20 protein-coding genes are annotated in these 25,403 nt (G+C 70.3%); 13 read left to right on the top strand and 7 right to left on the bottom strand.

What is annotated here, in order from left to right; genetic code table 11:
• Window position 1 precedes the first annotated feature (1 nt).
• The 7 genes from JQS43_RS04750 (at window position 2) to JQS43_RS04780 (ending at window position 8,871) form a co-directional block, all read left to right on the top strand.
• A complete protein-coding gene (locus JQS43_RS04750; protein ID WP_239677838.1) occupies window positions 2-2,605 on the top strand; it encodes a TRAP transporter permease in 2,604 nt (867 codons plus the stop codon).
• Between the two features lie 82 nt (window positions 2,606-2,687).
• Window positions 2,688-4,028, top strand: a complete 1,341-nt coding sequence (locus JQS43_RS04755) for a M16 family metallopeptidase (protein WP_239679315.1) — start codon at window positions 2,688-2,690, stop codon at window positions 4,026-4,028.
• Window positions 4,025-5,338, top strand: a complete 1,314-nt coding sequence (locus JQS43_RS04760; protein ID WP_239677839.1) for a M16 family metallopeptidase — start codon at window positions 4,025-4,027, stop codon at window positions 5,336-5,338. The genes JQS43_RS04755 and JQS43_RS04760 overlap by 4 nt, the downstream gene beginning before the upstream one ends.
• On the top strand, window positions 5,335-6,441 hold the full coding sequence (gene nudC / locus JQS43_RS04765) for an NAD(+) diphosphatase (protein WP_239677840.1): 1,107 nt from the start codon (window positions 5,335-5,337) through the stop codon (window positions 6,439-6,441). The genes JQS43_RS04760 and nudC overlap by 4 nt, the downstream gene beginning before the upstream one ends.
• 74 nt (window positions 6,442-6,515) lie before the next feature.
• Complete coding sequence (locus JQS43_RS04770; protein ID WP_239677841.1) at window positions 6,516-7,184, top strand: winged helix-turn-helix domain-containing protein; 669 nt, start codon at window positions 6,516-6,518, stop codon at window positions 7,182-7,184.
• Window positions 7,185-7,187: 3 nt separating this feature from the next.
• Window positions 7,188-8,153, top strand: a complete 966-nt coding sequence (locus JQS43_RS04775) for an ABC transporter ATP-binding protein (protein WP_239677842.1) — start codon at window positions 7,188-7,190, stop codon at window positions 8,151-8,153.
• Complete coding sequence (locus JQS43_RS04780; protein WP_239677843.1) at window positions 8,134-8,871, top strand: ABC transporter permease; 738 nt, start codon at window positions 8,134-8,136, stop codon at window positions 8,869-8,871. Before JQS43_RS04775 ends, JQS43_RS04780 begins: the two co-directional genes overlap by 20 nt.
• Window positions 8,872-8,991: 120 nt before the next feature.
• On the opposite strand, the gene JQS43_RS04785 is transcribed toward JQS43_RS04780, so the two are convergent.
• Complete coding sequence (locus JQS43_RS04785; protein WP_239677844.1) at window positions 8,992-9,231, bottom strand: mycoredoxin; 240 nt, start codon at window positions 9,229-9,231, stop codon at window positions 8,992-8,994.
• Between the two features lie 89 nt (window positions 9,232-9,320).
• Between JQS43_RS04785 and JQS43_RS04790 the strand changes: the two genes are divergently transcribed.
• On the top strand, window positions 9,321-11,423 hold the full coding sequence (locus tag JQS43_RS04790) for an ATP-dependent DNA helicase UvrD2 (RefSeq protein WP_275581021.1): 2,103 nt from the start codon (window positions 9,321-9,323) through the stop codon (window positions 11,421-11,423).
• Between the two features lie 507 nt (window positions 11,424-11,930).
• A complete protein-coding gene (locus tag JQS43_RS04795; protein WP_239677845.1) occupies window positions 11,931-12,305 on the top strand; it encodes a WhiB family transcriptional regulator in 375 nt (124 codons plus the stop codon).
• A 245-nt stretch (window positions 12,306-12,550) separates the two neighbouring features.
• Here the strand turns inward: JQS43_RS04795 and JQS43_RS04800 are convergent, their stop codons facing one another.
• From JQS43_RS04800 to JQS43_RS04810, 3 genes are all read right to left on the bottom strand, one after another.
• Window positions 12,551-13,879: an ABC1 kinase family protein gene (locus tag JQS43_RS04800; RefSeq protein ID WP_239677846.1), complete on the bottom strand. Its 1,329-nt coding sequence runs from the start codon at window positions 13,877-13,879 to the stop codon at window positions 12,551-12,553.
• Window positions 13,880-13,991: 112 nt separating this feature from the next.
• A complete protein-coding gene (locus JQS43_RS04805) occupies window positions 13,992-15,167 on the bottom strand; it encodes a hypothetical protein (RefSeq protein ID WP_239677847.1) in 1,176 nt (391 codons plus the stop codon).
• Window positions 15,168-15,380: 213 nt separating this feature from the next.
• A complete protein-coding gene (locus JQS43_RS04810; protein WP_239677848.1) occupies window positions 15,381-15,542 on the bottom strand; it encodes a DUF5679 domain-containing protein in 162 nt (53 codons plus the stop codon).
• Between the two features lie 211 nt (window positions 15,543-15,753).
• Here JQS43_RS04810 and JQS43_RS04815 point away from each other — a divergent pair, with 211 nt between their 5' ends.
• From JQS43_RS04815 to JQS43_RS04830, 4 genes are all read left to right on the top strand, one after another.
• The gene (locus tag JQS43_RS04815; protein WP_239677849.1) at window positions 15,754-16,260 is read left to right on the top strand and encodes a M48 metallopeptidase family protein; all 507 of its coding nucleotides are present in this window, start codon (window positions 15,754-15,756) and stop codon (window positions 16,258-16,260) included.
• A 53-nt stretch (window positions 16,261-16,313) separates the two neighbouring features.
• The gene (locus JQS43_RS04820; protein WP_239677850.1) at window positions 16,314-17,528 is read left to right on the top strand and encodes a zinc-dependent metalloprotease; all 1,215 of its coding nucleotides are present in this window, start codon (window positions 16,314-16,316) and stop codon (window positions 17,526-17,528) included.
• Window positions 17,529-17,593: 65 nt separating this feature from the next.
• A complete protein-coding gene (locus tag JQS43_RS04825; RefSeq protein WP_239677851.1) occupies window positions 17,594-18,613 on the top strand; it encodes a YlbL family protein in 1,020 nt (339 codons plus the stop codon).
• A 55-nt stretch (window positions 18,614-18,668) separates the two neighbouring features.
• Entirely contained in the window at window positions 18,669-21,641 is a 2,973-nt protein-coding gene (locus JQS43_RS04830) for a UPF0182 family membrane protein (RefSeq protein WP_275581023.1), read from the top strand.
• A 73-nt stretch (window positions 21,642-21,714) separates the two neighbouring features.
• On the opposite strand, the gene JQS43_RS04835 is transcribed toward JQS43_RS04830, so the two are convergent.
• The 3 genes from JQS43_RS04835 to JQS43_RS04845 are packed head-to-tail and all read right to left on the bottom strand — an operon-like array spanning window position 21,715 to window position 25,330.
• A complete protein-coding gene (locus JQS43_RS04835; RefSeq protein WP_239677852.1) occupies window positions 21,715-22,542 on the bottom strand; it encodes a carbohydrate ABC transporter permease in 828 nt (275 codons plus the stop codon).
• A gap of 10 nt (window positions 22,543-22,552) precedes the next feature.
• Window positions 22,553-23,932, bottom strand: a complete 1,380-nt coding sequence (locus tag JQS43_RS04840) for a carbohydrate ABC transporter permease (protein ID WP_239677853.1) — start codon at window positions 23,930-23,932, stop codon at window positions 22,553-22,555.
• A gap of 9 nt (window positions 23,933-23,941) precedes the next feature.
• Entirely contained in the window at window positions 23,942-25,330 is a 1,389-nt protein-coding gene (locus tag JQS43_RS04845) for an extracellular solute-binding protein (RefSeq protein ID WP_239677854.1), read from the bottom strand.
• Window positions 25,331-25,403 lie beyond the last annotated feature (73 nt).

Raw genomic sequence — 25,403 nt, forward strand, 5'->3', positions numbered from 1 at the left:
CGTGTCCGAACAGGTTCACCGCCGGCCGGTGCCCGAGCAGGGACCGGATCGCGGGGCCGGAGCCGAGCCCGAGCTCGGTCCGGGCCAGCCGGCAGTGGTCGACGATGACGCCGCCAAGCGTGACATCAGCCAGCTGGTGGCGGACCAAAGCTTCGCCGAGGCGGCGCCGAAGACCCGGAAGGACCAGCACGCCTTCTGGCGCGGGGTGGTCTTCCTCCTGGCGTTGGCGCTCAGCCTGTTCCACCTCTACACCGCGATCTTCGGCACGCTGCCCAGCCTGCAGCAGCGCACCTTCCATGTGGCGTTCGGGCTCGGGCTGATCTTCCTGATCTATCCCGCGTCCCGACCGCAAGGGCCGCGCCAGCTCTGGACCGGGTGGGCGCTCACCGGCCTGGGGCTGTTCCTGCTGGCCTACCTTTATGTGACCGGTCAGGCCTACCCCTACATCCTGATTCCGGCGGCGGTCGTGCTGGTGGTGGTGCAGGCAGCCCGGCACCTGCCGCTGCGGTTGTGGGGGATGCCGCTGGCCGACATCCTGCTGTCGCTACTCGGCTTCGCCGCCGGGTTGTACCTCTTCTTCGACGTGGACACCTTGCTGCGCTCGGCGGGCCGGGTGCCCACGGTCGACGCGTCGGTGACGCCGTTCTTCTGGGCCGGCACGGTCGGGATTCTGCTGGTGCTGGTGGCGGCGCAGCGGGCGATCGGCTCAGCCCTGACCATCCTGGCGGCGATCATGCTGGTCTACGCCTACGTGGGGCCGTACCTGCCGGGGTTTCTCGCCCATGGCGGCTACTCGGTGGACCGGATCGTCGCCAGTTCGTTCCTGGGCTCCGAGGGGGTGTTCGGCACTCCGATCGCGGTCTCTGCCACCTTCATCTTCCTCTTCATGATCTTCGCCGCGATGCTGCAGCGGACCGGGATGGAGAAGTTCTTCACCCGGTTGGCGTTGGGGCTGGCCGGCGGTTACACCGGCGGCACCGCCAAGGTGGGCGTGCTGACGAGCGCCTTCTCCGGCACCATCACCGGCAGTTCGGTGGCGAATACCGTCTCGAACGGTGCGTTCACGATCCCGATGATGCGCCGCTCCGGCTTCAAGCGGGACTTTGCCGGGGCGGTCGAGGCGGCCTCCTCGACCGGCGGCCAGTTCGCCCCGCCGATCATGGGGGCCGCCGCCTTCATCATGATCGAGATGACCGGGATCCCGTACATCGAGATCATCAAGGCGGCGGCGATCCCGGCGGTGCTCTTCTTCGTCGCGCAGTTCATCGTGATCCACTTCGAGGCGAAGAAGCAGGGCATCCGGGGCCTACCCCGGGAGCAGCTGCCGAGCGTCCGCCGGCTGCTGGCGATCCAGGGGTACCTGCTCGCCCCGATCATCCTGATCTTCGTCATTCTGGCCTCCGGGTTCACCCCGATGCGGGCCGCGCTGTGGGCGATCGGTGCCACCATCGTGATCAACATCGTGGTCCAGCTCGGCGCCCTGGTCGTTGGCGCGGCCCGCCGCGATCCGCCGCCGCTGGAGCCCGGGGCGGCTGATCTGGCATCGGCGCCGAGCCGCGAGGAGCCGGCACCCCCGGCGGTTGAGCCAGCGAGCGGTGCGGGGCTGCGCCGCGTCGTTCGCAGGCTGAGGTTGGTCGCTGGGCAGATCTGGTGGCGCGGGCGGTTGTGGAGCCACCGCCTGCGGCGCCGGGGTTACGAGTGGCAGCGGCGACAGCGACTGCGCTGGCGGCGATGGCTGGCGGATGCTCCACCGTGGGTGAGGGGCGCGGTTGCGCAGTGGCGTAACGTGGACGACAAGCTCACCCCGGGCCGGCTGCTCGAAGGGTTGGTAGACGCGGCCCGGATCGCGTTGCCGATCATCGCCGCCTGTGCCGCCGCCGGGTTGATCGCCGGAGTGATCACCTTGACCGGCCTCGGGCTGAAGCTGGTGGGCGAACTGACCTCGCTCGCGGGCGAGATCGCCGGCGTATTGAACGTCGTCGGCGGTTGGTTGAACCTGCCGGAGGTCGGGGTCACCGGCCTGTTGATCATCACCATGTTCCTGGTGATGATCTCCTGCCTGATCCTGGGCATCGGCGTGCCGACCACCGCGAACTACGTCATCACCGCCACCCTGGCGGCGCCGGTGCTGATCGCGTTCGACGCGGTGCCGCTGCTGGCGGCGCACATGTTCGTCTACTACTTCGGGGTGATGGCCGACATCACCCCGCCGGTCTGCCTCGCCGCGTACGCGGCATCCGGGATCTCCGGTGGTAACCCGCTGCGGACCGGAGTGTGGTCGTTCCGGATCGCCATCTCCGGCTTCATCGTGCCGTACATGTTCGTGCTGAACCCGCAGCTGTTGCTGCTCGACGTCACCTGGAGCGGGGCGATAGCGGTGGTGGCCACCGCCTTGGTGGGGGTGACCGCGCTCGGTGCCGCGGTCGCCGGCTACCTGGACCGGCCGCTGCACTGGGGGACCCGGATCCTGCTGCTGGTCGCCAGCCTGAGCCTGCTCGGCGGTGGGCTGGCCAGCGACGCGTTCGGGTTCGCGCTGTTCGTCGCGGTCTTCGGTTACCACTACTGGACCGGGCGGGACCGGCCGGCGCCGGATCGGGTGGGCTGAGCCGAGTACGGGGAGGGGCGTGGTGGGCAGGACCGCCACACCCCTCCCCGTAACGGTGTACGGTCGGCGAGTGTCGGCAATCATGACGCCCGAGATCCCGGGGACCAGCTACCCAGTGGAGCGAACCACCCTCGACAACGGGCTGCGGGTGGTGTTCGCGCCCGAGCGCAGCGCCCCGGTGGTGTCGGTGTCGGTCCTCTACGACGTCGGCATCCGCTCCGAGCCGCCCGGCCGCAGCGGCTTCGCGCACCTCTTCGAGCACCTGATGTTCCAGGGCTCGGCGAACCTGGAGAAGCTGGCCCACTTTCGCTATGTGCAGGGCTCCGGCGGCACCTTCAACGGCTCCACTCACCTGGACTACACCGACTACTACGAGACGCTGCCGGCCGGTGGCCTGGAACGGGCGCTGTTTCTGGAGTCCGACCGGATGCGCGGTCCCACCCTCACCGAGGCGAATCTGCGCAACCAGGTCGACGTGGTCAAGGAAGAGATCCGGGTGAACGTGCTGAACCGGCCGTACGGCGGGTTTCCGTTCCTGACGCTCCCGCCGGTGATCTTCGATACCTTCCCGAACGCCCACGACGGGTACGGCTCGTTCGGTGATCTTGAGGCGGCCACGGTCGCCGATGCTGCGGAGTTCTTCGAGACCTACTACGCCGCCGGCAACGCAGTGCTGACGCTCGCCGGCGACTTCGACCCTGACCACGCCATCCGGCTGGTCGAGCAGCACTTCGGCGACGTGCCAGCGCGGCCGGCGCCGGCGCGGCCGAGCTTCGCCGAGCCGGATCTGGCCGCCGAGGCGCGGGCCGAGTATGAAGACCGGCTGGCGCCGCTGCCCGCGGTCGCCGCCGCCTGGCGGGTGCCGGACCCGCTGCGGGATTTCGCCGGCTACCTGCCGTACGTGGTGCTGGCCGAGGTGCTCACCGACGGTGACGCCTCCCGGCTGGTCTCCCGATTGGTGTTGCGGGACCGCTCGGTGACCAGCATCGGTGGTTACATCGGCTTCCTCGGCGAACCGTTCGGTGTCCGCGACCCTACGGTGCTGCTGCTGCGGGCGCACCTGCCGCCGGGCGGCTCGGTCGACCCGGTGCTCGCCACGATCGACGAGGAGCTGCAGCGGTTGGCGACCGACGGGATCACCGAAGCGGAGCTGCGGCGGGTGCAGGCACGGATGGCCACCCACCTGCTGCGGGACGCTGATGGCGTGTTGGGGAGAGGGTTGTCGATGGCGGTGCTGGAGCTGCAACGAGGCGACCCGGCGATGATCAACGACCTGCCCCGGCTGCTCGGTGCGGTAACCCCCGATCAGGTGGTCGCGGCCGCCGCGACCCTCCGGCCGGAGCGTCGGGCCAGCCAGAGCGTCCTGCCGGGGGCGGCGCAGAGCAGCCCGGACGCCATCGCCGCCGCGGCGGGTGCGGCATGAGGCCGGTGCCGGAGCTCGGGCCGCTCGGGGAGCTGACCCTGCCCGACTCGGCGGAGCAGCAGCTGCCCAACGGGCTCACCGTGATCGCACTGCGTCGGCCCAGCGTGCCGCTGGTCGAGCTGCGGCTGCGAGTGCCGTTCGGGGGCGCTGACCTGGCGGCCAGTTCGGTGCTGACCCAGACCATGCTCTCGGGTACCAGCCAACGGACCAACCTGGAGATCGCTGCCGAGCTGCAGGCGGTCGGCGGCGCGCTCGGGGTGGGAGTCGATCCCGACCGGCTGCTGGTCTCCGGCAACGCGTTGGTGAGCGGGCTCGATCGGGTGCTGGAGCTGCTGGCGCACGTGTTGACCGAGGCTCGTTATCCGGCCGAGGAGGTGGTCACCGAGCGGGAACGGCTCGCTGACCGGATCCAGGTCGCCCGCAGCCAGCCGTCACACCTGGTCCGGAAGACATTGCTGCGACGGATGTTCGGCGACCACCCGTACGCGGTGCAGACGCCGGAGCCGGAGCAGGTACGCGACGTCGACACCGCGGTGTTGCGGCAACTGCACGCTGGCCGGGTGCATCCGGCCGGGGCAACCCTGGTGCTGGTGGGGGACCTGCGGCCGGCGGAGGCGTTGGCGGCCGCGGTGCGGGCGCTGAGTGACTGGGACGGTGGCGCGCCGCCGGTGTCGTTGCCGGCCGCTCCGCCGCTGCGCCCGGGGCCGTTGCTGGTCGCCGATCGGCCGGACGCGGTGCAGTCGTCGCTGCGGATGGCGCTGCCGGCGGTGGGGCGGACCCATCCGGACCATGCGGCGCTGCAGCTGGCCAATCTGGTCTTCGGTGGTTACTTTTCGTCGCGTTGGGTCGAGAACATCCGCGAGGACAAGGGCTACACGTACGGCCCGCATTCGGGTGTGGAGCATTCGGTCGCTGGCTCGTCGTTGGTGATCGCGGCGGAGGTGGCGACCGAGGTCACCGCGCCCGCGTTGCTGGAGACCTACTACGAGCTGGGCCGCTTGGCCAACGGCGCGCCGACCGAGTCGGAGCTGGAGCAGGCCCGGCAGTACGCGCTCGGCACCGTCCAGCTGGGGCTGGCGACGCAGTCCGGGTTGGCCGGGCTGGCGAGCACCTACGCCGGCTTCGGGCTGCGACTGGACTATCTGGAGCATCACGTCAAGGCGTTGGCGACCGCGACCGTGGCTGATGTTGCGGCGGCGGCGAGTCGGTACCTGGCGCCCGCGAAGGCGGTGACGGTGGTGCTCGGGGACGCCACGGTGGTCGAGGCGCCGTTGGCGACGTTGACGCCGGTGACTCGCGAGCCGGTATGACCGGACCGTCCAGGCCCACCGCCGCGCGGGAGAACATCGCGCGCCAGGCCGCTGGTGGCCAGGCCACTGCGGGGCAGGCCACTGCGGGGCAGGCCGCGGGGCACCGGGCGGCCCCGGGGCAGATCAGTGTGCCGCAGATCCCGGCCGGACCTCCGCTGGCGCGAGCCGGGGTGGACCGGGCGGCGTTGCGGCGAGGAGACCCGCAGTGGTTGGCCGAGGCGTGGTCGCGAAGCCGCGTGTTGGTGGTCGATCCGAAGGGTCGGGCGTTCTGCGCCGCCGCCGACTCGGCGACCCCGGAGCTGGTCTTCAGCTCGGCCGAGGCCGCACCCGCCGGCGAGCGGTTCTTTCTGGGGCAGGATCAGGCGGGCGTCCCGTACTTCGCCGTGGTCTCGGAGTCGCCCACGCCACCACATGCCGGCGCGAGGTTGGTGTCGTTGCGGGAGGTGGGGGCGGAGCTCAACGATCGCGACGCCGGCCTACTCACCACCGCCGCCTCGTTGGTGAACTGGCACGCCCGTCATCGGTTCTCGCCGATGACCGGGGAGGCCACCACCCCGGCGGACGGTGGTTGGATCCGGGTGGACTCCGCAGGCCAACACCTCTTTCCGCGGACCGACCCGGCAGTGATCATGTTGATCCACGACGGGGTGGCCGGCCCTGCCGGGCAGTGTCTGTTGGCCCGGAACGCCACCTGGCGGCACCGCCCGGGGGGTAGACGGTTCTTCTCCATCCTCGCCGGCTTCGTCGAGCCCGGTGAGTCCGCCGAGGCGGCGGTGGTCCGCGAGGTGTACGAGGAGGTCGGGGTGCCCGTCTCGGGCCTGCGCTACCAGGCCAGCCAGGCGTGGCCGTACCCCGGCTCGCTGATGTTGGGGTTCACCGGTGTCGGGGACCCGGCGCAGCCGCTGCGACTGGAGCCCACCGAGATCGCGGAGGCGCGGTGGTTCACCCGCGCCGAGGTGGCGGCGCTGCTGCCGGAGCGGCCGGATCCGACCGGGGCGCCGTACGGGGAGGCGCCGGCGGGTTCGCCGCTGGCCCTGCCCGGGCCGGCCTCGATCGCGCACTACCTGATCCACGGCTGGGTGGCGGAGTTGGAGCAGAGTTAACTGGGTGGCGTCTCGAAGCGTAGCTTTCGAAAGATCTCTTGCGAAGGGATCCTTTCGAAAGCTAAGCTTCGAGCATGTCTGAGGATGAACCGGCAGCCTCCGTCGATGGCGCCAACGCAGCGCTGCCACATCGGGAGCTGAGCGATCCGCGGCAGTTGCGGGCGTTGTCCCATCCGGTGCGGATGGGGATCATCGACCAGTTGTTGACGTATGGCCCGCTCACCGCTACTGAGTTGGGGCAACGGCTGGGGGAGTCGGCGTCGAACTGCTCCTGGCACCTCCGTCTACTCGCCAAGCACGGGGTGGTCGAGGAGGCCGAGCGGGGCACCGGCCGGCAGCGTCCCTGGCGATACGTGCCGCAGGCGGTCAGCGTCGCGGCCGAGTCGGCTGAGCCGGGCTTCGCGACCGCCCGGGAGGCGCTCATCGACACCCTGATCGCCCGGGATCTGGAGTCGTGGCGGGCCTGGCAGCAGCAGCGGGCCAGCGAGCCCGAGCCATGGCGGGACACCGGCATCACCTGCCAGGTCAACTACGCCTGGCTGGACGCTGACGAGTTCGCCGAGTTCCGGCGGGAGCTGCTGGAGGTGGTCGACCGGCACCTGCTGCCCCGGTTGGAGCGGATAGACCCCGAGCAGCGGCCAGCCGGTGCCCGGCCGGTCCGGTTCCTCGCCCTCGGGGCGCCGAGCGGCCCCGTCTACCAACCCGCCGAAGCGCCCGAGTCGGCCGAGCCCGAGGGAGAGTGACGAGTGTTACTGGAGATCGATAACCTGGTCAAGGTCTACCGGCGCGGCGTGCGCGCCAACGACGGCATCAGCCTCGGGGTCGAGGCGGGCGAGGTGCTGGGCCTGCTGGGCCACAACGGGGCCGGCAAGACCACCCTGCTCAATCAGGTGGTGGGGCTGGCGAGGCCGACCTCCGGCCGGATCCGGATCGACGGCACCGACCCGGTCACCGATCCCGCATCCGCCCGGCGGCTCTGTTCCCTGCAGCCGCAGGCGCATGCGCCGCTCAACGGCGTAACCCCGCGGCAGGCGATCGAGATCATGGCGCGGATCCGGGGCGCCAGCCGTAAGCGGGCCCGCCAGCGCGCCGACGAGTTGTTGACCGCCCTGGACCTGTCTGCGTGGGCAAACACCGTCGGCGAGCGACTCTCCGGCGGTGTCCGCCGACTCACCGCGTTCTGTATGGCGGCGGCCGAGCCGGGTCGGGTGGTGATGTTCGACGAGCCGACCAACGATGTGGACCCGGTGCGCCGGCGGCTGCTATGGCAACAGGTGACGGCGCTCGCCGAGCAGGGCTGCGCGGTGGTGCTGGTAACCCACAACGTGGTCGAGGCGGAGCGGGCGGTGCAACGGCTGGTGGTGCTGGACCGCGGCCGGGTGGTGGCGCAGGGCACCCCGGCCCAGCTGCGCGGTGACCGGGCGGCCCGGTTCCGGCTGGAGGTGCTCGCGGTCGACGATCAGGCCGCGGGCGCGCTCGCCGCCGAGTACGTTGGCGCAGCCCCAGCGGTGGTGAGCGGCCGCCGGGTGGTGACCCCGATCCGCGCCGACGACGCGGCGGGCGCGCTGGCGTGGGCGCAGCAACAGCAGGCGGTCGGCCGGGTGGACGAGTTCTCCGTCTCGCCGGTGAGCCTGGAAGACATCTACATCTCGCTGGTCGGCGCCGAAGGCGGCGCGGAGGAGGAACGGGATCGTGCCGAACTGGCTGCGTAGCTACGGATTGTTGCTGCGGTGGAACATCCTACGGCTGCGGACGGAGCTGCCGCTGTTCCTGATCATCCAGACGCTGCTCTCGGTCGGGGTGGTGCTGGGCTTCTCGTTCCTGATGCCCAGCTATGACCGGGAAACCGCGCTCTACCTCACTACCGGCGCGCCGACCGTCGCCCTGGTAACCGTGGGGATGGTGCTGGCGCCGCAGATGGTGGCCCAGCAGAAGCTCCGCGGCATGTTCGACTACCAACGGGCGATGCCGGTGCCGCGGATGGCGATGCTCGCCGCCGATGCGACAGTGTGGATGGTGGTGGCGATCCCCGGGATGATCGCCGCGTTGTTGGTCGGCGTAGCCCGATTCGACCTCACCCTGTCGGTGAGCCCGCTGGTGCTGCCGGCGGCGCTGCTAGTGGCGCTGGTTGCGGTCTCGGTCGGGTACGCAGTCGCCTACCTGGTCAAACCGGAGGTGGTCGGCGTGATCACCAACCTGATCCTGATCATGACGATGATGTTCTCCCCGGTCAACTATCCGGCGGAACGGTTGCCAGACTGGCTCGCCGCCGCGCACCAGTTCTTGCCCTTCCAATACCTGGCCCAGGCGCTACGCGACACCCTCGACACCCCCGCCGGTGGGCTGTCGGCGGTGCCCTTCCTGGTGCTCGCCGGCTGGGCGGTGGTCGGCCTCGGCGTCACCTACCGGGTGATGACCCGCCGGGCCTGACCGCTCCGCCGATCGGCGGTACCGGTGATCAAATACCCTGCAGCTGTACGACACACCGCGGGTCGTACAGCTGCAGGGTATTTGATCACTACGGCCGGCCTGGTGCGGGCAGGCGGGTCCTCAGCCGGCGGCGGCCAGCTGCTCGCGTACCTGGGTGATGGTCGGGTTGGTCAGGGCGGTTCCGTCCGGGAATGTCACCGTCGGCACCGTCTGGTTACCGCCGTTGACCTTCATCACGTAGTCGGCCGCGGCCGGGTCCTGCTCGATGTCGACGACGGTGTAGCCGATGCCCTCCCGGTCCAGCTGGGCGGCGAGCCGGCGGCAGTAGCCGCACCAGGGAGTGGAGTACATGGTCAGCACGGGGGACCTCCAAGATCAGAAAGTCGGCGAACGGGGGGTTCGCCACTACCTTTGGGCAACGTCAGGTACGACTGCGATGATGCCTGACTGTGGCGGATGACGCAGCGGCGCAGGTGTTGGCAGGGCTGGACCCGGAGCAACGGGCCGCGGTGACCGCACCGGCCGGACCGGTCTGCATCCTGGCCGGTGCCGGCACCGGCAAGACCAGGGCGATCACTCGGCGAATCGCGTACCGAGTGGTCAGCGGTGAGATCGACCCGAGACGCATCCTCGCGGTGACCTTCACCGCCCGGGCCGCCGGCCAGCTGCGGGAGCGGCTGGCCCAGCTGGGCGCCGACGGGGTGCAGGCGCGCACCTTCCACGCCGCCGGGCTGCGGCAGCTGCGTTACTTCGCCCCCCGGCTGCTCGCCGGCCGGCAGATGCCGGAGCTGGTCGATAGTAAGGCCCGGCTGGTGACGCTGGCGGCGGCCCGGGCCAGTCTGCGGGCAGACCGGACCACCGCCCGGGACCTGGCCAGTGAGATCGAATGGGCCAAGGCGAACCTGGTCGAGCCGGGAGAGTATGCCGCTGCGGCGGTCAAGGCACAGCGGGAACCCCCGTTCGAGGCGGCGAAGGTGGGCGAGGTCTTCACCGCGTACGAGGAGTTGAAGCGTGCCCGCGGGTTGATCGACTTCGAGGACATGCTGCGGGCGGCGGTCTGGGGGATCGAGGAGCACCCGGACGTCGCCGAGCAGATCCGCTCCCAGTACCGCCACTTCGTGGTCGACGAGTATCAGGACGTCAACCCGCTGCAGCAACGGCTGCTCGACGCCTGGCTCGGCGGGCGCCGGGACCTGACCGTAGTCGGCGACGCCAGTCAGACGATCTACTCGTTCACCGGCGCGAGCGCTACCTATCTGGTGGACTTTCCGCGGCGGTTCCGGGACGCGGTGGTGGTCCGGCTGGTCCGCGACTATCGCTCCACGCCGCAGGTGGTGACGCTCGCTAACAACGTCATCTCCCAGGCCCGCGGGGGCGAAGCCCGGCTGCGGGTGGCGTTGCAGGGGCAACGGCCGCCGGGGCCGGAGCCCGACCTGCGGATCTTCTCTGACGAGCCGGCCGAGGCGGCGGCGGTCGCCGCGCGCTGCCGAGAACTGGTCGCCGCGGGCACCCCCGCGCGCGAGATCGCGGTGCTGTTCCGGACCAATGCCCAATCCCAGGCGTACGAGGAGGCGCTGGCGGAGGTCGGAGTGCCGGCGGTGGTGACCGGCGCTGCGCGGTTCTTCGAACGGCCGGAGGTACGGCAGGCGACGATGGCGCTGCGGGCCGCCGCGAAGAGCCCGCCGGTGCCGGACGAGCCGCTGCCGGCGCAGGTTACCGAGGCGCTGGTGGCGACCGGTTGGCAGCCGGACGCGCCGCCCGGCGGCGGCGCCGCCCGCGAACGGTGGGAGGCGCTGGCCGCGCTGGTGACGCTCGCGGAGGAGGTGGCCTCGTCGTCGTTGGCGGACTTCTGTGCCGAACTGGCGCGGCGGGAAGCTATCCAACACACCCCTACTGTGGAGGGCGTGACGTTGGCGAGCCTGCACTCGGCCAAAGGGTTGGAGTGGGACGCGGTGTTCCTGGTCGGACTCGCCGAAGGCACCCTGCCGACCACGTACGCCCGGACCGACGAGGCGGTCGAGGAGGAGCGCCGGCTGCTCTACGTCGGGATCACCCGGGCCCGCCAGTGGCTGTGGTTGTCGTACGGGCAGTCCCGTTCGCCGGGCGGGCGGGCCCGGCGGCCGTGCCGGTTCCTGCCGCAGCTGGCCGGCTCCGCGGCGGCTTCGGACAGCGGCGATCCCGCGCAGCGGCGGGCGGCCCGGCGCCGCAATCAGGTGGTCGCGTGCCGGGTCTGCGGCGCGACGCTGTTCGCCGGTGCGGACCGCAAGCTGGGCCGGTGCCCTGACTGCCCGTCCGATCGCGACGAAGAGCTCTACGAGCGGTTGCGGGAGTGGCGGCGGGTGGTCGCCGGCGAGCAGCACGTCCCGGCGTACGTCGTCTTCACCGATGCGACGATGGCGGCGTTGGCAGAGCGTTCGCCGCAGACGGTGGCGGAGCTCTCCGCGATCGGTGGGATCGGCCCCCGCAAGATCGAGCAGTACGGCGAGGCCGTGATCGCGTTGGTGGCGGGCGCTTCCGTGGCCCAGGTAACAAATTTGCCACCACCCCAGTAATTCGATTGCGCGGGGCACGGGGCGGGCGTAGCGTGACCTGAAGCCGACCAGATGGCTCGCAACTACCGGTTGCGGTGCTGTTTCGAGATCAGGACAGGAGGTGTTGACAGTGAAGAACGAACTTTCCATGCGGCAGCTGTCGATGCCTGCTGTCGTCGCCCCGGCGCACCACAGTGATCTCCTCCCGCCCCACCACTCGGTGGGTCAGTCGGCCCTGCAGAAGTCGGCGCCGGTGGCGTCGCGACTGCGGGTTCGTGGAGTTCGGATCACTGGTGCCGCCGCACGGCACGCTGCCGCTGTGGGTCGTTTCGCTGGTTCTGCCGCCTTCGGTGGCCTCACCAACGGCAACGCCTACATGGGTGATGTGCGCGGAGTCCCACCTCGAGGGAGACCGGTCTAGTCGCTAGACCACCGGCTCACCTCGAGGCCGCGGAACCCGTACACCGGGATCCGCGGCCTTAGTTATTGCCAAGAGTTCGATCAGAGCAAAGGAGAGGTGACCGGAAGATGAGCCTGGCGCCGGCGCCAACGCTACGGCCCGCCCCACGGGTCGGGCAGGACGCGCTGCCCTGCCGGAACTTCGACCCTGACCTGTGGTTCTCTGACGCCCCGGCGCAGCTGGAGCTGGCGAAGTCGCTCTGCGGCGGTTGCCCGCTGCGGCTGGAGTGCCTGGCCGGAGCGGCGGAACGACAGGAGCCCTGGGGTGTCTGGGGCGGCGAGATCTTCGAGCACGGACAGGTCGTGGCCCGCAAGCGGCCGCGTGGCCGGCCGCGCAAGGAGGATGTCGCCCGCGACGCCGCGCTGCGGGATGAGGCCGCAGCCCGAACCGCCCGCGCAGTCGAGGCGGTCGACGCACGTCAAGCATTGCGACTGGCCGCCTGAGTTCGGCCGGTACTACCCGAAAGGTTTTGCAGCATGTGGCACGTACCTGAGACCTATCTACTTTCTGAACTCTTGTCCCGAGCACGAATGTCTGGCCGGCGTGCGGCCGGGCGGCCTGCTCGACAGGTAGCTCAGTCCGCCCGCCGGACGCACAGTCGCCGGCTCGGCGGGCAACGACATTGATCCATCGCCAGCGAGGGCGGCGCCGGCCGAGGGGGGCCGGTGCCGCCCACGCTGGCGGGCAATTACTCGGTCGCCACGAAACCGGGTAGCCAGCGCTCCAGTACGGCGCGGTAGGCCGCCGCCGCCTCCAACTGGCACAGCACCCCGATCGAGCCCATAGTCACCCGATGGATGAGCAAGTAGGACGGCGGCAACGTCAACTGTCGTCCGAGCGAGTAGGCCGGACTGCGAGGGCTCGCGATCCGGGCCGCCTCGTTGCGCAGCCAGGCGCGGGTGAACTGGAATTGATCCGCCCGGACCGGCTCCAACATGGGCAGCAGATAGGCGAGGACCTCGGCCGGGTCTACGTCGATATCCGGCTTGATGAATCCCTCGTCGCGCAGCCCTTGGAAGACGCCGTCGGCGTCGCCGTCGAGCGCCAGCCGGACCAGCCGCCCGATCGGCTCCGGGTGGCCCTCCGGCAGGCGGGCGACCGCGCCGAAGTCCACCACGCCCAACCGCCCGTCGGCGAGGATCCGGAAGTTGCCCGGGTGCGGATCGGCGTGTAACAGACCGGCCCGCTGCGGGGCCGAGAAGTGCAGCACCGCCAGCAATCGACCGGCGTGGTCGCGCTGTTCCGGTGACCCCTCCGCGATGATCTCCGCCAGTGGGGTGCCGTCGAGCCACTCGGTCACCAGCACCCGGTCGGCGGCGGCGACGACCGCGGGCACCATGATCTCCTCGTCGTCGGCGTAGGCCGCGGCGAAGGCCCGTTGCGACTCCGCCTCCAGCTGGTAGTCGAGCTCTTCGCCGACGCGGGCCCGCAACTCGGTGACGAGCGGCTTGGCGTCGATCCCGGGTTGAATCACCCGGAACAACCCGGCCATCCGGGACAGCTGCGCCAGATCGGAGGTGAGCGCCTCCCCGGCGCCCGGGTACTGCACCTTCACCGCGACCCGGCGGATGGTTCCGGTCTCGTCCCGCCAGCTGCCGCGGTGGACCTGACCGATGCTCGCCGCGGCGGCGGGCTCGTCCTCGAACTCGACGAGGCGCTCCTGCCAGTCCGCACCGAGCTGCTCGGTGAGGACCTTGTGCACCGTGGCCGCCGGCATCGGCGGTGCGGCCTCCTGCAGCTTCGTCAGCGCCTGCCGGTAGGGCCCGGCGAGCTCCTCCGGCAGTGCGGCTTCGAAGATACTCATCGCCTGGCCGACCTTCATGGCGCCGCCCTTGAGCTCCCCGAGCACCCGGAACAGGTGTTCGGCGGTGCGGTGCTGCACCTCCGGTGTGATCACCTCGGTGGCGAAGCCGGTCACCCGGCGGCCGAGGCCGAGCGCGGCCCGGCCTGCGAACCCCAGCGGTAGGCCCGCGAGGCGGGCAGTGCGGTTGACCGCTCGGCGGGGGATATCACTCATCTGACGATTGTGCCCGACGCGGCGCGGATGGCCGATGGTCGCGACCACCCCGCCAGCGCCCCGCGACCACCCCGCCAGCGCCCCGCGACCACCCCGCCGGCGCCCCGGGGCGTCACTGGGGCGACGCCCCGACCGGCCGCGGGCGGGACCTGAGGTAGCGGTCGAAGCAGGCACACTCCGGGTGCGGTGGCCAGCTGCGGCGACGCGGCTGGCCCGGGGCGACGATCTCCAGGCTGGCGCCCAGGGTGCCCGGGGTGCCGCCGTCGAGCCAGCACAGCGCCTCGCCGACCGCGAAGCCGGCGGCGGTCAAGATGGTGGCGGTGGAGCACGGCTCGTTGGCGGGCTGGGCCAGCTGCGAGGCGACCTCCGGCCACTCCGGGTCTCGATCTCGCCGGTGCAGGTCGAGGCAGTTCAGGCAGGGCCCGCCGGTGGGCGGTACGAACGGTCCGATCACGGCGGCGGCGTCGCGGACGCCGATGGCGAGGTGTGCTAGCCGGTGCCGAGCGTAGCCCTCGGCGATCAGATTCGCCGGGCCGGCGCCGCCGACCTGGACCACCAGGCTGGTGTCGCGGCGCCGAGGCGCCCAGGTACGGGTGTCCGGGGCCGCCCGGGTGATCGACTCGGCGATCTCCGGGTCGATGGGAGGCGGGGGCCCGCCGGCCGCGGGGTCTGGCGGGGCGGGCAGGCCGGTGGTGCCGCGGGCCGGTGGTCGTCGCTCGGGGACCTTGGCCGGGGCGGCGATGGTCGGGGCCGGGACGATGCTGGGCGCGACATGGCCGACCCCGGCCTGGGCGAGTGCGACCGCCACCGGGGCGGCGAGCGGCCCGTAGCCGGTGACCAGCACCCGGGCGGCGGCCCGCCGCCGCAGCAGCTGGGCGGGGGTGCGGTTCGACTCGGCCCGGCGCAGGGCGAGCGCGCTCGCTTCGGCGGTGAGGCGTCGCCGGGCCGTCGCCGGCAGGCTGTTCGGCAGCAGCGCCTGGGCTCCCATCAGCAGCCCGGCCCGGGTCAGCGAGTTCAGCAGGGCCAGCGCGTCGGACTCCGCCACCCCGTACCGCTGGGCGGCGGTGGTAAGCACCGAGCGCTGGGACCGACCGCCGTCGAGCAGGTCGAGCAGCCGGGCGACCGCGGGGTTGGGGAGGTCAAGGACTACCGCGCGGGCGGGGTCGGTGCCTAGTTGCAGCCGGTTCGTGCCGCGCCAGATCCGCCGTAGGCCAGGTAGCAGCGTCGGCCGCGGTAGCGAGGCCGACGACGGGCTGGGGACCGCGGCGGTGTGTGAAGTGCTTCCCATGCCCTAACACGCTGTCACCGGGGGTCACGCACTGCGTCAAGTTATCCACAGGGTCCGTCGGTAATACCGTGGGTTGTCCACAGATCTCGCCTGGTTATCCACAGGGAAGGTGGCTCCGAGTCGGGGAGTTGACAACTGAACGTGACTGGTCTGGCCCAGTCCCAGTTGGCTGCTGCCTGCTGGTTGCTGCCAGGCCGCGGACCCGGCGGGCGGTCAGGCGCGGCCGAGGATCCGGTTGACGGTGGTGCCGCAGACCGGGCAGGGCCCTTTCGCCATTCGCATTCCGGTCTTTGAGATGGCGACGGTGCCCTCGAAGTCCCGCTTCTCCTTGCACTTGACACAGTAACCGTTGTACGTCTGGGCCGTTTCGGCCACGTCCCCACCCCTTTGTCCGAGTTGCGGCCGGGTCGCCGCACTCCGAGCAGTGTGCCTGCCGTGATGCCCGACGCAAAGAAGGTGGAAAGTGACACGCCGGACACTGGTCGCATACTCGACAGATCCTCGAGCAACAGTAGCGGGAACCGGCCGTATGCCGCTAGGTTGCGGTCGTGAGCAGTAACGTTGCGGCGGTGGCCGCCATCCGCTGATGGGCAGTAAGCCGGTGGTCGAAGTGCGGCGCAGCCGACGTCGTCGACGCACCGTGTCCGCATATCGGGACGGCGAGCGAGTGGTCGTGCTCATTCCGGACCGGTTCTCCCGCGCGGAGGAGAGCGAATGGGTCGACCGGATGCTCGCCCGGCTCGCGGCCCGGCACGCCGGGGCCGCCCACTCCGACGAAGAGCTGGCGGCCCGGGCTCGGCGGCTGGCCGACCGCTACCTCGCCGAGTACGCACTCTCGCCCGCGAGTGTGCGCTGGGTCTCCAATCAGCGCAGCCGTTGGGGCTCCTGCACCCCGGAAGACGGCACGATCCGGATCTCCGAGCGGCTGCGGGCGATGCCCGAATGGGTCCTCGACTACGTGTTGTTGCACGAGCTGGTGCACCTGATCGTCCCTACGCACGGCAGTTACTTCTGGGCGCTGGTCGGGCGGTATCCGAAGAGCGAACGCGCCCGCGGCTACCTCGAAGGCATCTCGGCGGCCGCCACCGGCTGATCTTCCGGGAGTGGATGCCACCGGCCGCGCGCCATGGGGCGTACCGTGGGGGTGTGGCAGACAACCCGTTCGGCTTCGCCATGCCTGGCGGACAACCACCGGACCCGACCGACCCGCAACAGATGCAGCAACTGCTCGCGCAGTTGCAACAACTGCTCGCCGGCCCCGGCGCCGCCGGCCCGGTGAACTGGGAGCTGGCCCGCCAGGTCGCGGCCAGCCACCTCAACTCCACCGGCGACCCGGCGGTCCCCGCCACCGAGCGGGAGCAGGTCGTGGAGGCGCTGCGCCTGGCCGACCTGTGGCTGGACCCGACCACGTCGCTGCCCTCCGGCGTGCGCACCGGCGAGGCCTGGAACCGCAACGAGTGGATCTACCACACGCTCGAGGTGTGGCAGAAGCTCTGTGATCCGGTCGCCTCCCGCATGGTCGGCGCCATGAACGACCTGGTGCCACCGGAGGCGCAGGGCAGCCTCGGGCCGATGCAGACCATGGTGAAGGCGCTCGGCGGCGCGCTCTTCGGTGGCCAGCTCGGGCAGGCGCTCGGGTCGCTCGCGGCGGAGGTGCTCTCCGCCGGCGACATCGGGCTGCCGCTCGGCCCCGCGGGCACGGCGGCGCTGATCCCGGCCAACATCAACGCCTACGGCGAAGGTCTCTCCATCGACGCTGAAGAGGTACGCCTCTACGTCGCCCTCCGGGAGGCCGCCCACCAGCGGCTCTTCGGCCATGTGCCGTGGCTGCGGGCGCATGTGCTCGGCGCGGTCGAGGCGTACGCGGCCGGGATCCGGGTCGACCGGGAGGCGGTCGAGGAGGCGATGAGCCAGTTCGACCCCGCCGACCCGGAATCGATGCGACAGCTCCAGGTCGAGGGGATCTTCTCGCCGGACTCCACCCCGGAGCAGACCGCCGCGCTGACCCGGCTGGAGACCGCGCTCGCCCTGGTGGAGGGTTGGGTCTGCGAGGTGGTCGACGCTGCCGCCACCGACCGGCTGCCCGCCATGGTGCGCCTCTCCGAGGCGTTCCGGCGGCGCCGGGCCGCCGGTGGCCCGGCGGAGCAGACCTTCGCCGCGCTGGTCGGTCTGGAGCTGCGGCCCCGCCGGCTGCGGGAGGCCGCGACGCTCTGGCGCGCGTTGACCGAACACCGCGGAGTGGACGGTCGGGACAGTCTGTGGGACCACCCGGATCTGCTCCCCACCGCCGACGACTTCGGCGACCCGGAGGGCTTCGCCAGCCGTTCGCCCGAGCTGGAGTTCCCGCCGGAGGAGAACTGACCCGTCGCACCAACCACGTCGCGGCACCGGCGGGCTAGTGGTCTGCTCCCGATAGGCTGGCGGGTATGCAACGTCGCGGGATCACGGTGTTGGTTGGCGCCCTCATCGTCATGGTGCTCAGCTTCGGGGTGATGCTCGCCCCGGTGCCGTACGTGGTGCTCCAACCCGGTCCGACCTGGAACACCCTGGGCGAGGGGGCCGAGGGTGGTCAGGTCATCGAGATCGACGGCGCCGACACCGCCGACTCCGCCGGCGAGCTGCACCTCACCACCGTCTCGGTGCAGCCGGAGGTCAGCCTGCTCACCGCCCTCGGTGCCTGGCTCGACGGCGAAGAGGCGGTGGTTCCCGAAGAGCTCGTCTACCCGCCGGACCAGACCCGGGAGCAGGTCGAGCAACGCAACGCCGAACAGTTCTCGCGGTCGCAGACCAGCGCCGAAGCGGCTGCGTTGTCGCACCTCGGCTACCCCACGCAGGTCGCGGTGATGGGGGTGGTCGAGGGGGCGCCCGCCGACGGGGTGCTCGAGGCCGGCGACGTGATCACCGAGGTGGACGGGGTGGCGATCAGCGAGGCGAGCCAGTTGCAGGAGCAGGTGGCGGCCGGCGAGGCCGGGAGCACGCTGCGGGTGGAGTATCTCCGCGACGGTGAGCCCGGGTCCGCCGAGCTGACCACCGAGGGTGCCGACGACGGCACCCCCCGGATCGGGGTGGAGATCACCCACGAGTTCGATGTCCCGTTCGAGCTGAGCATCCAGCTGGACCGGATCGGTGGTCCCAGCGCCGGGTTGATGTTCGCGCTCGGCATAATCGACAAGCTTCAGGACGAAGACCTCACCGGCGGCGAAACCATCGCGGGCACCGGGTCCATTGACGAGCTGGGGCAGGTGGGTGCGATCGGGGGCATTCCGCAGAAGCTGGTCGCCGCGCGAGAGCTGGGCGCCAGCGCGTTCCTGGTCCCCTCGGCGAACTGCGCGGAGGCGTTGGCCAACCCACAACCAGGCCTAACCCTGGTACGCGTCGACACGCTGGATGATGCCCTGACCGCGCTCGCGGACCTCCGAGCAGACCGGGAGCCGGTCGCCTGTTAGGCGCAGGTACCCTGTGGGTTACCCCTAACAGATAGCGACAGTTTCGGAGCTGGTCTTGGTCGTACGGGAGGGTCGCCCGCTGCCCGGTCTCAGCCGGCGCGCGAAGGCGACTATCGGCGTGGTCACCGGCGTGATCGTGTTGTTCATGCTGCTCGGCACCATCGTTGATCTGTGGACGGACATCCTCTGGTATCGAGAGGTCGAGTTCACCCAGGTCTTCACCGGCGTGCTGTTCGCCCGGGCCGGGTTGTTCGCGGCCTTCGGTGTCGGCATGGCGCTGATCGTGGCGCTCAATCTATGGCTCGCCTTCCGGCTCCGGCCGCTACTGCGGCCACACTCGCCGGAGCAGGCTTCGCTCGAGCGGTACCGGATGCTGCTCACCCCCCGGATCGGGCTCTGGATCGCCCTGGTCGGTGGCGTGGTGGGGCTGTTCGCCGGACTCACCGCGCAGGGCCGCTGGCCGGACTGGATGCTGTTCCGGCACGGCGGCGAGTTCAACTGGAGCGACCCGCAGCTCGGCGTGAATGCCGGCTTCTACGTCTTCCAATACCCCTTCATCCGGTTCCTGCTGGGGGTCGGCTTCGCCGTGGTGGTGCTGTCGCTGATCGGCGCCCTGGCGATGTATTACCTGTACGGCGCGGTGCGGCTGCAGGGCGTCGGTGACCGGATCACCACCGCCGCGCGCGCTCACCTGTCGATCCTGGTCGCGTCGTTCATCGGGCTGAAGGCGGTCGCCTACTGGCTGGACCGGCGCAGCCTGATGCTGGAGTACAACGAACCCATCGGGTTGTACGGCGCCGGGTCATCCGGCGTCAACGCGATGCTCGGCGCCAAAGAGATGCTGATGTGGATCGCCATCATCGTGGCGGTCGCGGTGCTGGTCTTCGCCAACGCGGTCTTCCGCAACCTCACCTACCCGGGCGCGTCGCTGGCGCTGCTGGTGCTGGCCGCGGTCGTGATCGGCGGCATCTACCCGTGGGGGGTGCAGACCTTCGACGTCAACCCCACCCTCCGGGACAAAGAAGAGCCGTACATCGAGCGCAGCATCGAGGCCACCCGGTACGCCTTCGGTCTCGACAACACCGAGATGACCCCGTATCCGGGCACCAACGAGACCCCGCCCGAGGAGATGGCCGACGACGAGACGTTGCGCTCCGCCATCCGGCTGCTCGACCCGGAGATCCTTCCGCAGACCTACACCCAGCTGCAGCAGGTGCGTGGGTTCTACGGCTTCGGCGAGAAGCTGGACGTGGTCCGCTACAACGACGCCGACGGCGAAGGGGTGACCGACTATGTGGTCGGGCTCCGGCAGATCTCCGATGACGGGCTCACCGACCAGCAGCGGCAGTGGCAGAACCGGCACAGCTACTACAGCCACGGGTACGGCATGGTGGCCGCACCGGCCGCCGAGATCGTCTGTAACGGTCGTCCGTTCTTCGTCTCCGGCTTCCTCGGCACGGCCGATGAGGAGGCCGCCGAGCAGGTGATCGACGGTGATCGGTGCCGCCGCTTCTCCGACCTGCCGGAGCTGAGCGCGGACCAGCCGCGGGTCTACTACGGCGACGAGATGAACGACTACGTCGTGGTCGGTGGCCGGGACGAGTTCGACCGCCCCACCGCCACCGGCGACGACACGTACGTTTACACCGGCGACGGCGGTGTCGACGTCGGCAGCTTCGGTCGCAAGCTGCTCTACGCGATCCACTTCCGGGAGACCAACTTCATCCTCTCCGAAGTGGTCAACCCCGAGTCCCGGGTGCTTTACGACCGGGAGCCGCGGACCCGGGTGGAGAAGGTCGCACCGTTCCTCACCGTCGACGGCGACCCGTACCCGGTGGTGGTCGACGGCCGGATCGTGTGGATCGTCGACGCCTACACCACCGCCGAGACCTTCCCCTACTCGCAGCGGATCAACCTCCAGCAGGAGACGACCGACGCGCAGGTCGGGGAGGGCACCGTGGCGCAGCTGGCGCAGGAGGACGTCAGCTACATGCGCAACGCGGTGAAGGCGACCGTCGACGCCTACGACGGCACCGTCACCCTGTACGAGTTCGACGAAGAGGACCCGGTGCTCGACGCCTGGAACTCGGCGTTCGGCGGCGACCTGGTGGTGCCGAAGGCGGAGACTCCGCCGGAGCTGATGGAGCACTTCCGGTACCCGCAGGACATGTTCAAGGTGCAGCGGAACCTGTTGCAGCGGTTCTACGTCGAGAACCCGGGTGAGTTCTTCGCCGGCACCGACTTCTGGGAGGTGCCGAACACTCCGGCCAACCCGGACTCGCCGTTCGTGCAGCCGCCGTACTACCTGCTCACCCAGTTCCCGGGGCAGGACGAACCGACCTTCCAGCTCACCTCGGCGGTGAGCCCGGTCGACCGGCTCAACCTGGCGGCGGTGATCTCGGGCGCCTACAACGACGGCGAGTTGCAGCTGGAGGCGTGGCAGCTGCCGGACGACACCCGGATCCCCGGGCCGGTGCAGGTCCACCAGGACATGACCAACGCGGCCCACATCCGAGAACGGATCACGCTGTTGGAGGGCTCCGCCCGGGTTACCTACGGCAACCTGCTGTCGTTGCCGTACGAGGACGGCATGCTCTACATCGAGCCGGTCTACGTGCAGACCACCGCGGCCGAGGCGTTCCCGCTGATGCAGCTGGTGCTGATGAGCTACGGCGAGTACGTCACGCTCTCCTCCTCGGTCGAGGAGGGGCTGGAGGATCTGGTCGAGCAGGGTCGGGGCCAGGCGCCGACGCTGCCGGACGACGAGGATCTGCCGTTGCCGGAGGATGAGGCGCCACCGGAGCAGCAGGCCCCGCCGACCGATCCGCCGGCCCAGGAGCCGCCGCCGGACGACGCTCAGCCGCCGGCCGACCTGGAGGAGGCGCAGGCCCGGATGGAGGCCGCCGAAGAGGAGCTGGTCGACGCGTACCAGTCCGGCGACCTCAACCGGCTCGCCACCGCCTTGGAGGAGTGGTCGGAGGCTCGCGATGAGCTGCAGCAGGCCGAGGGGCAGGCCGGCGAGGATTAGCCGGTCGGTCTGACCCGATGAGCACACCGGTGGGGGTGGCGGCGTTGGCCGCCACCCCCACCGGTATCTAGCGCTACTTGTCCCGGGGAAGCGAGAGCCCGCTCATGAGTGATCGCTGGAGCACCAGGAAGACCACGATCGGCGGGATCGAGGCGATCAGCGCCCCGAGCATCATCGGGCCGTAGAGCTGACCCTGTCCGGCCTGCTGCAACGTCGCCAAACCAACCTGAACCACCTGGTCACGTTGGTCCGAGACGAGTAGTAGCGGCCACAGGTACATGTTCCAGCCGTACAGGAACTGGATCACCGTCAACGCGCCGATGACGTTCCAGGAGAGCGGGACCAGCACGCGCCACAGGAACTGCAGCGGGCTGGCCCCGTCGAGCTGCGCTGCCTCGGCCAGGTTCGCCGGCAGGCTGGCGAAGTGTTGCCGGAACAGGAACGCTCCGGTCGCCGAGGCGAGGAAGGGCACGGTCAACCCAGCGAGCGAGTCTGCCCACCCCAGCCCGGAGACGATCCGAAACAGCGCCAGGATCGAGATCTCCGTCGGCATCATCAACGTGACGAGGACGAAGAAGAACAGCAGCCACCGCCCGGGGAACCGGAAGTAGACGAACGCCAGGCCCGCCAGCAGGGCGGTGACGGTCTTTCCGAGGGCGATCGTCAACGACATCACTGTGGAGTTCAGCATGAACTGGCCCAGGCTCCGGTTGTGCCAGACGATCTCAAAGTTCCGGGCCAGCGAATCACCTGGCCAGAGCTGGAAATTGACCAGCTGGGCGTTGTTCTGGGTCGCCGCCAGCATCGCGTAGAGCACCGGCGCGCAGAGCACCGCGCAGGTTACCCACAGGAGTAGGTGGAGATGCAGCGTGCGGCGCGGCCGCCGACCAGAGACGAGCATCGGATCCTTTCTAGTTGCTGTAGCTGACCCGGCGGCCGGTCGACCGGAACTGCCAGGCGGTCACCGCCAACACCATCGCGAACAACACCATCGACCGCGCCGCCCCGTCGCCGAACGATCCCTGGACCTGCGCCACCTGCACGATCGAGGTCATCGCATCGGTGGTGGCCCCCGACGGGCCGCCCCGGGTGAGGTAGTTGATGGTGCCGAATACCTCGAAGAAGGCGTACGTCACATTGGTCACCACCAGGAAGAAGGTGATCGGACTGAGCGCGGGCACCACGAACCAGCGGAATCGCTGCCAGGCGTTCGCCCCGTCCAAGTGCGCGGCCTCCAACATCTCGGATGAGACGTTCTGCAGCCCGGCGATGTAGAAGAGGATGGTGAAGCCGAGCGTCTTCCAGACGCTGGCGAGAATCACCACCGCCCGCGCCAACGATGGGTCGGTGCGGTAGTTCGGCAGCTGCCACGGGGTGAGGGTCTCCACCACCTGCCCGGCGATACCCGAGAGCGGATCGAAGATGACGAAGAAGAGGATGCCGGCGATCGGCGGGCTGATCGCGTACGGCCAGATCAGCAGGGTGCGGTAGATCCCGCGACCGCGTACCGGCTGGGAGAGCAGCACCGCGATGGCGAGGCCCACGGCTAGGCCGATCACCACCGTGCCCGAGGTGAGAATCATGGTGGTGACGAAGACGCTGCGGTACGCCGGTCCGAACAGCGCGGTGGCTGCCGCCAGGACGGTGGCGATCGTCAGCCAGCCGCGTACCCGCGGCAGCGCGCCGCTGCCGGGCCACTCGGCACCACCCCGGGTGACGAACCCGAGCAGCAGCGCCACCCCGAGCAGCAGCGCCGGCAGCAGCAGCCACCACTCCAAGGTGGGCCCCAGCAACCGGGTGTAGTTGTCGACACAGGCGAACGGTTGCCGCGGCGCGCCGAGCCGGACCGTGTGGGTCGACATTCGCAGCGTCTCAAGTAGCGGCCAGTAGAGGAAGAGCGCGAGGATGGCCAACGTCGGCAGCAGCAGCCCGAGCGGGAGCCACGCGGCGGTGCGGAAGGTGCCACTGCGGTCGCCCTGGTCGAGCCGCGAGACTCCGCCCGGGACAGCTAGCGCCCGCCCCAGCCAGACCGCGGCGGCGATCGCCACCCCTGCCCCGGCGGCGAAAGCGACCACCCCCACCGCGTAGTCGAGCGCGGTGCGACCAGGTTCGAAGGTGCAGGCACGCAGCGGCACCATGGTCAGCAGCGGGCCTGCCGCCCCCGCCCCACCGACGATCAGCGCCCCTCGGTAGCCGGGCAGCCCGGCGAATCGCCAGGCCGCCCGGCCGATCATGGCGCCGGCGACCGCCGCGACCGCGAAGAGCGGCAGCAGCACAGGATAGACCGGCAACGGAGCAGGTCAGCCGACGTAGAGGGAGTTGTACTCGTCGAGCAGCGCCTGCGCTTCCTCGGTCGCCTCGGCGAACCGGGACCGCGGGTCAGCGCCGGAGACCAGCACATCCTCCATGGCCAGGGTCATCACATCCCGGATGCCGACGAAGGCTCCGAGTAGCGCCCCCTGTGCGGCGGGCGAGCCGTCGGCCGCCGCCAGTTGTTCGTTCGCCACCCGGTGGTACGGATTCTCCTCGAACCAGCCCTCGTCGTCGAGCAGCGCTACCGCCGATTCGGTGATCGGGATGTAGCCGGTGGTCCGGTGCCAGTCGGCGGCGTTCTCGGGGTTGTTCAGGAACTGGAGGAACGCCAGCGCGCCGTCTTCGGTGACCTCGTCCAGGCCAGCTATCAGCCACAGCGTCGCCCCGCCGATCAGGTTGCCGGCGTACGGGACGTCGTGGTTGTAGGGCATCGGGGCCACCTCCACCGGGAAACCGGCGTCGGTGCCGTCCTGCACCACGGCGGTGGCGTCGCCTGAGGAGGTGAGCAGGAACGCGACCTGTTCGGCGGCGAAGGCATTCTTGGTCCCGTCCCAATCCCGCTGGGTGCCGGTGTAGACATAGTGGTCGTTCTCGGCCAGCTCAGCCCACCACTCGACCCAGGAGAGCATCTCCGGCGAGTCCAGCTGCACCTGCTCCGCCCGGTCGGCCCGGCCGTTGTCGTTGCCGGCGAGCAGGCCGCCCTGCTGGGCGATCGACTGTTCGAAGAACCAGCCGTGGTTGGGCCAGGTGATGCAGTGCGTGGGGGGCTCATCGAGGTCGGCGAGCGATTCGCACGCCGCCTCGATCTCCGCCCAGGTTGCGGGCACCTCGGCCACGCCCGCCGCGTCGAGCAGGTCACCGTTGGCGTAGAGCAGGGTGGAGGAGGTGTTCCACGGCATGGAGCTGAATTCGCCGTCGGTGGTGTAGTAGTCGCGGGCGGCGGCGACCACGTCGTCGAGCACCACCGGCTCGCCGAGCACCTCGGTTCGCCCGGCCAGGGCGCCCTCCACCGAGGCGAACAACGGGTCGCCGCTGGGCGCCACCGCGTCCCGCGCCTCCTGGGTCGCGACCTCGAAGTACTGCACCACGGCGGGCGGGTCACCCTGCCCGGCGGCGAGCGTGGTCGCTTGGAAGAGCGCCTCGTAGCTGTCGTACCCCTGCACGTTGACCTGATAGTCGGCGTGCGCTGCGCTGAACTCGTCGGCTCGTTCCTGGGTCCAGTCCAGCCGGTAGTCGGTGAATCCGATCCAGACGTCTACCTCGGTGACGCCGTCTCCGAGGTCGCCGTTGTCCCCGCCGCAGGCGGCTACCAGCACTCCGACCGCCAGCGCGACCGCCAGCGTCCTCGGTGAGCGCGACCGTTCCGATCGGCGCATCCGTCCCTCCCCGGTTGGCTTGGCCCGCGCGGGTCGCGGACCACTGCCGCCATGGGACCGTGCCGGGCAGACA

Source organism: Natronosporangium hydrolyticum (assembly GCF_016925615.1).
In the GTDB taxonomy this organism is placed as follows: Bacteria; Actinomycetota; Actinomycetes; order Mycobacteriales; family Micromonosporaceae; genus Natronosporangium; species Natronosporangium hydrolyticum.

Bases quoted from the DNA above. Each gene is read 5' to 3' on its own strand.
- JQS43_RS04755 (WP_239679315.1), top strand. From the start codon at position 2,688: ATGACGCCCGAGATCCCGGGGACCAGCTACCCAGTGGAGCGAACCACC.
- JQS43_RS04760 (WP_239677839.1), top strand. From the start codon at position 4,025: ATGAGGCCGGTGCCGGAGCTCGGGCCGCTCGGGGAGCTGACCCTGCCC.
- nudC (WP_239677840.1), top strand. From the start codon at position 5,335: ATGACCGGACCGTCCAGGCCCACCGCCGCGCGGGAGAACATCGCGCGC.
- JQS43_RS04770 (WP_239677841.1), top strand. From the start codon at position 6,516: ATGTCTGAGGATGAACCGGCAGCCTCCGTCGATGGCGCCAACGCAGCG.
- JQS43_RS04795 (WP_239677845.1), top strand. From the start codon at position 11,931: ATGAGCCTGGCGCCGGCGCCAACGCTACGGCCCGCCCCACGGGTCGGG.
- JQS43_RS04800 (WP_239677846.1), bottom strand. From the start codon at position 13,879: ATGAGTGATATCCCCCGCCGAGCGGTCAACCGCACTGCCCGCCTCGCG.
- JQS43_RS04805 (WP_239677847.1), bottom strand. From the start codon at position 15,167: ATGGGAAGCACTTCACACACCGCCGCGGTCCCCAGCCCGTCGTCGGCC.
- JQS43_RS04815 (WP_239677849.1), top strand. From the start codon at position 15,754: ATGGGCAGTAAGCCGGTGGTCGAAGTGCGGCGCAGCCGACGTCGTCGA.
- JQS43_RS04825 (WP_239677851.1), top strand. From the start codon at position 17,594: ATGCAACGTCGCGGGATCACGGTGTTGGTTGGCGCCCTCATCGTCATG.
- JQS43_RS04835 (WP_239677852.1), bottom strand. From the start codon at position 22,542: ATGCTCGTCTCTGGTCGGCGGCCGCGCCGCACGCTGCATCTCCACCTA.
- JQS43_RS04845 (WP_239677854.1), bottom strand. From the start codon at position 25,330: ATGCGCCGATCGGAACGGTCGCGCTCACCGAGGACGCTGGCGGTCGCG.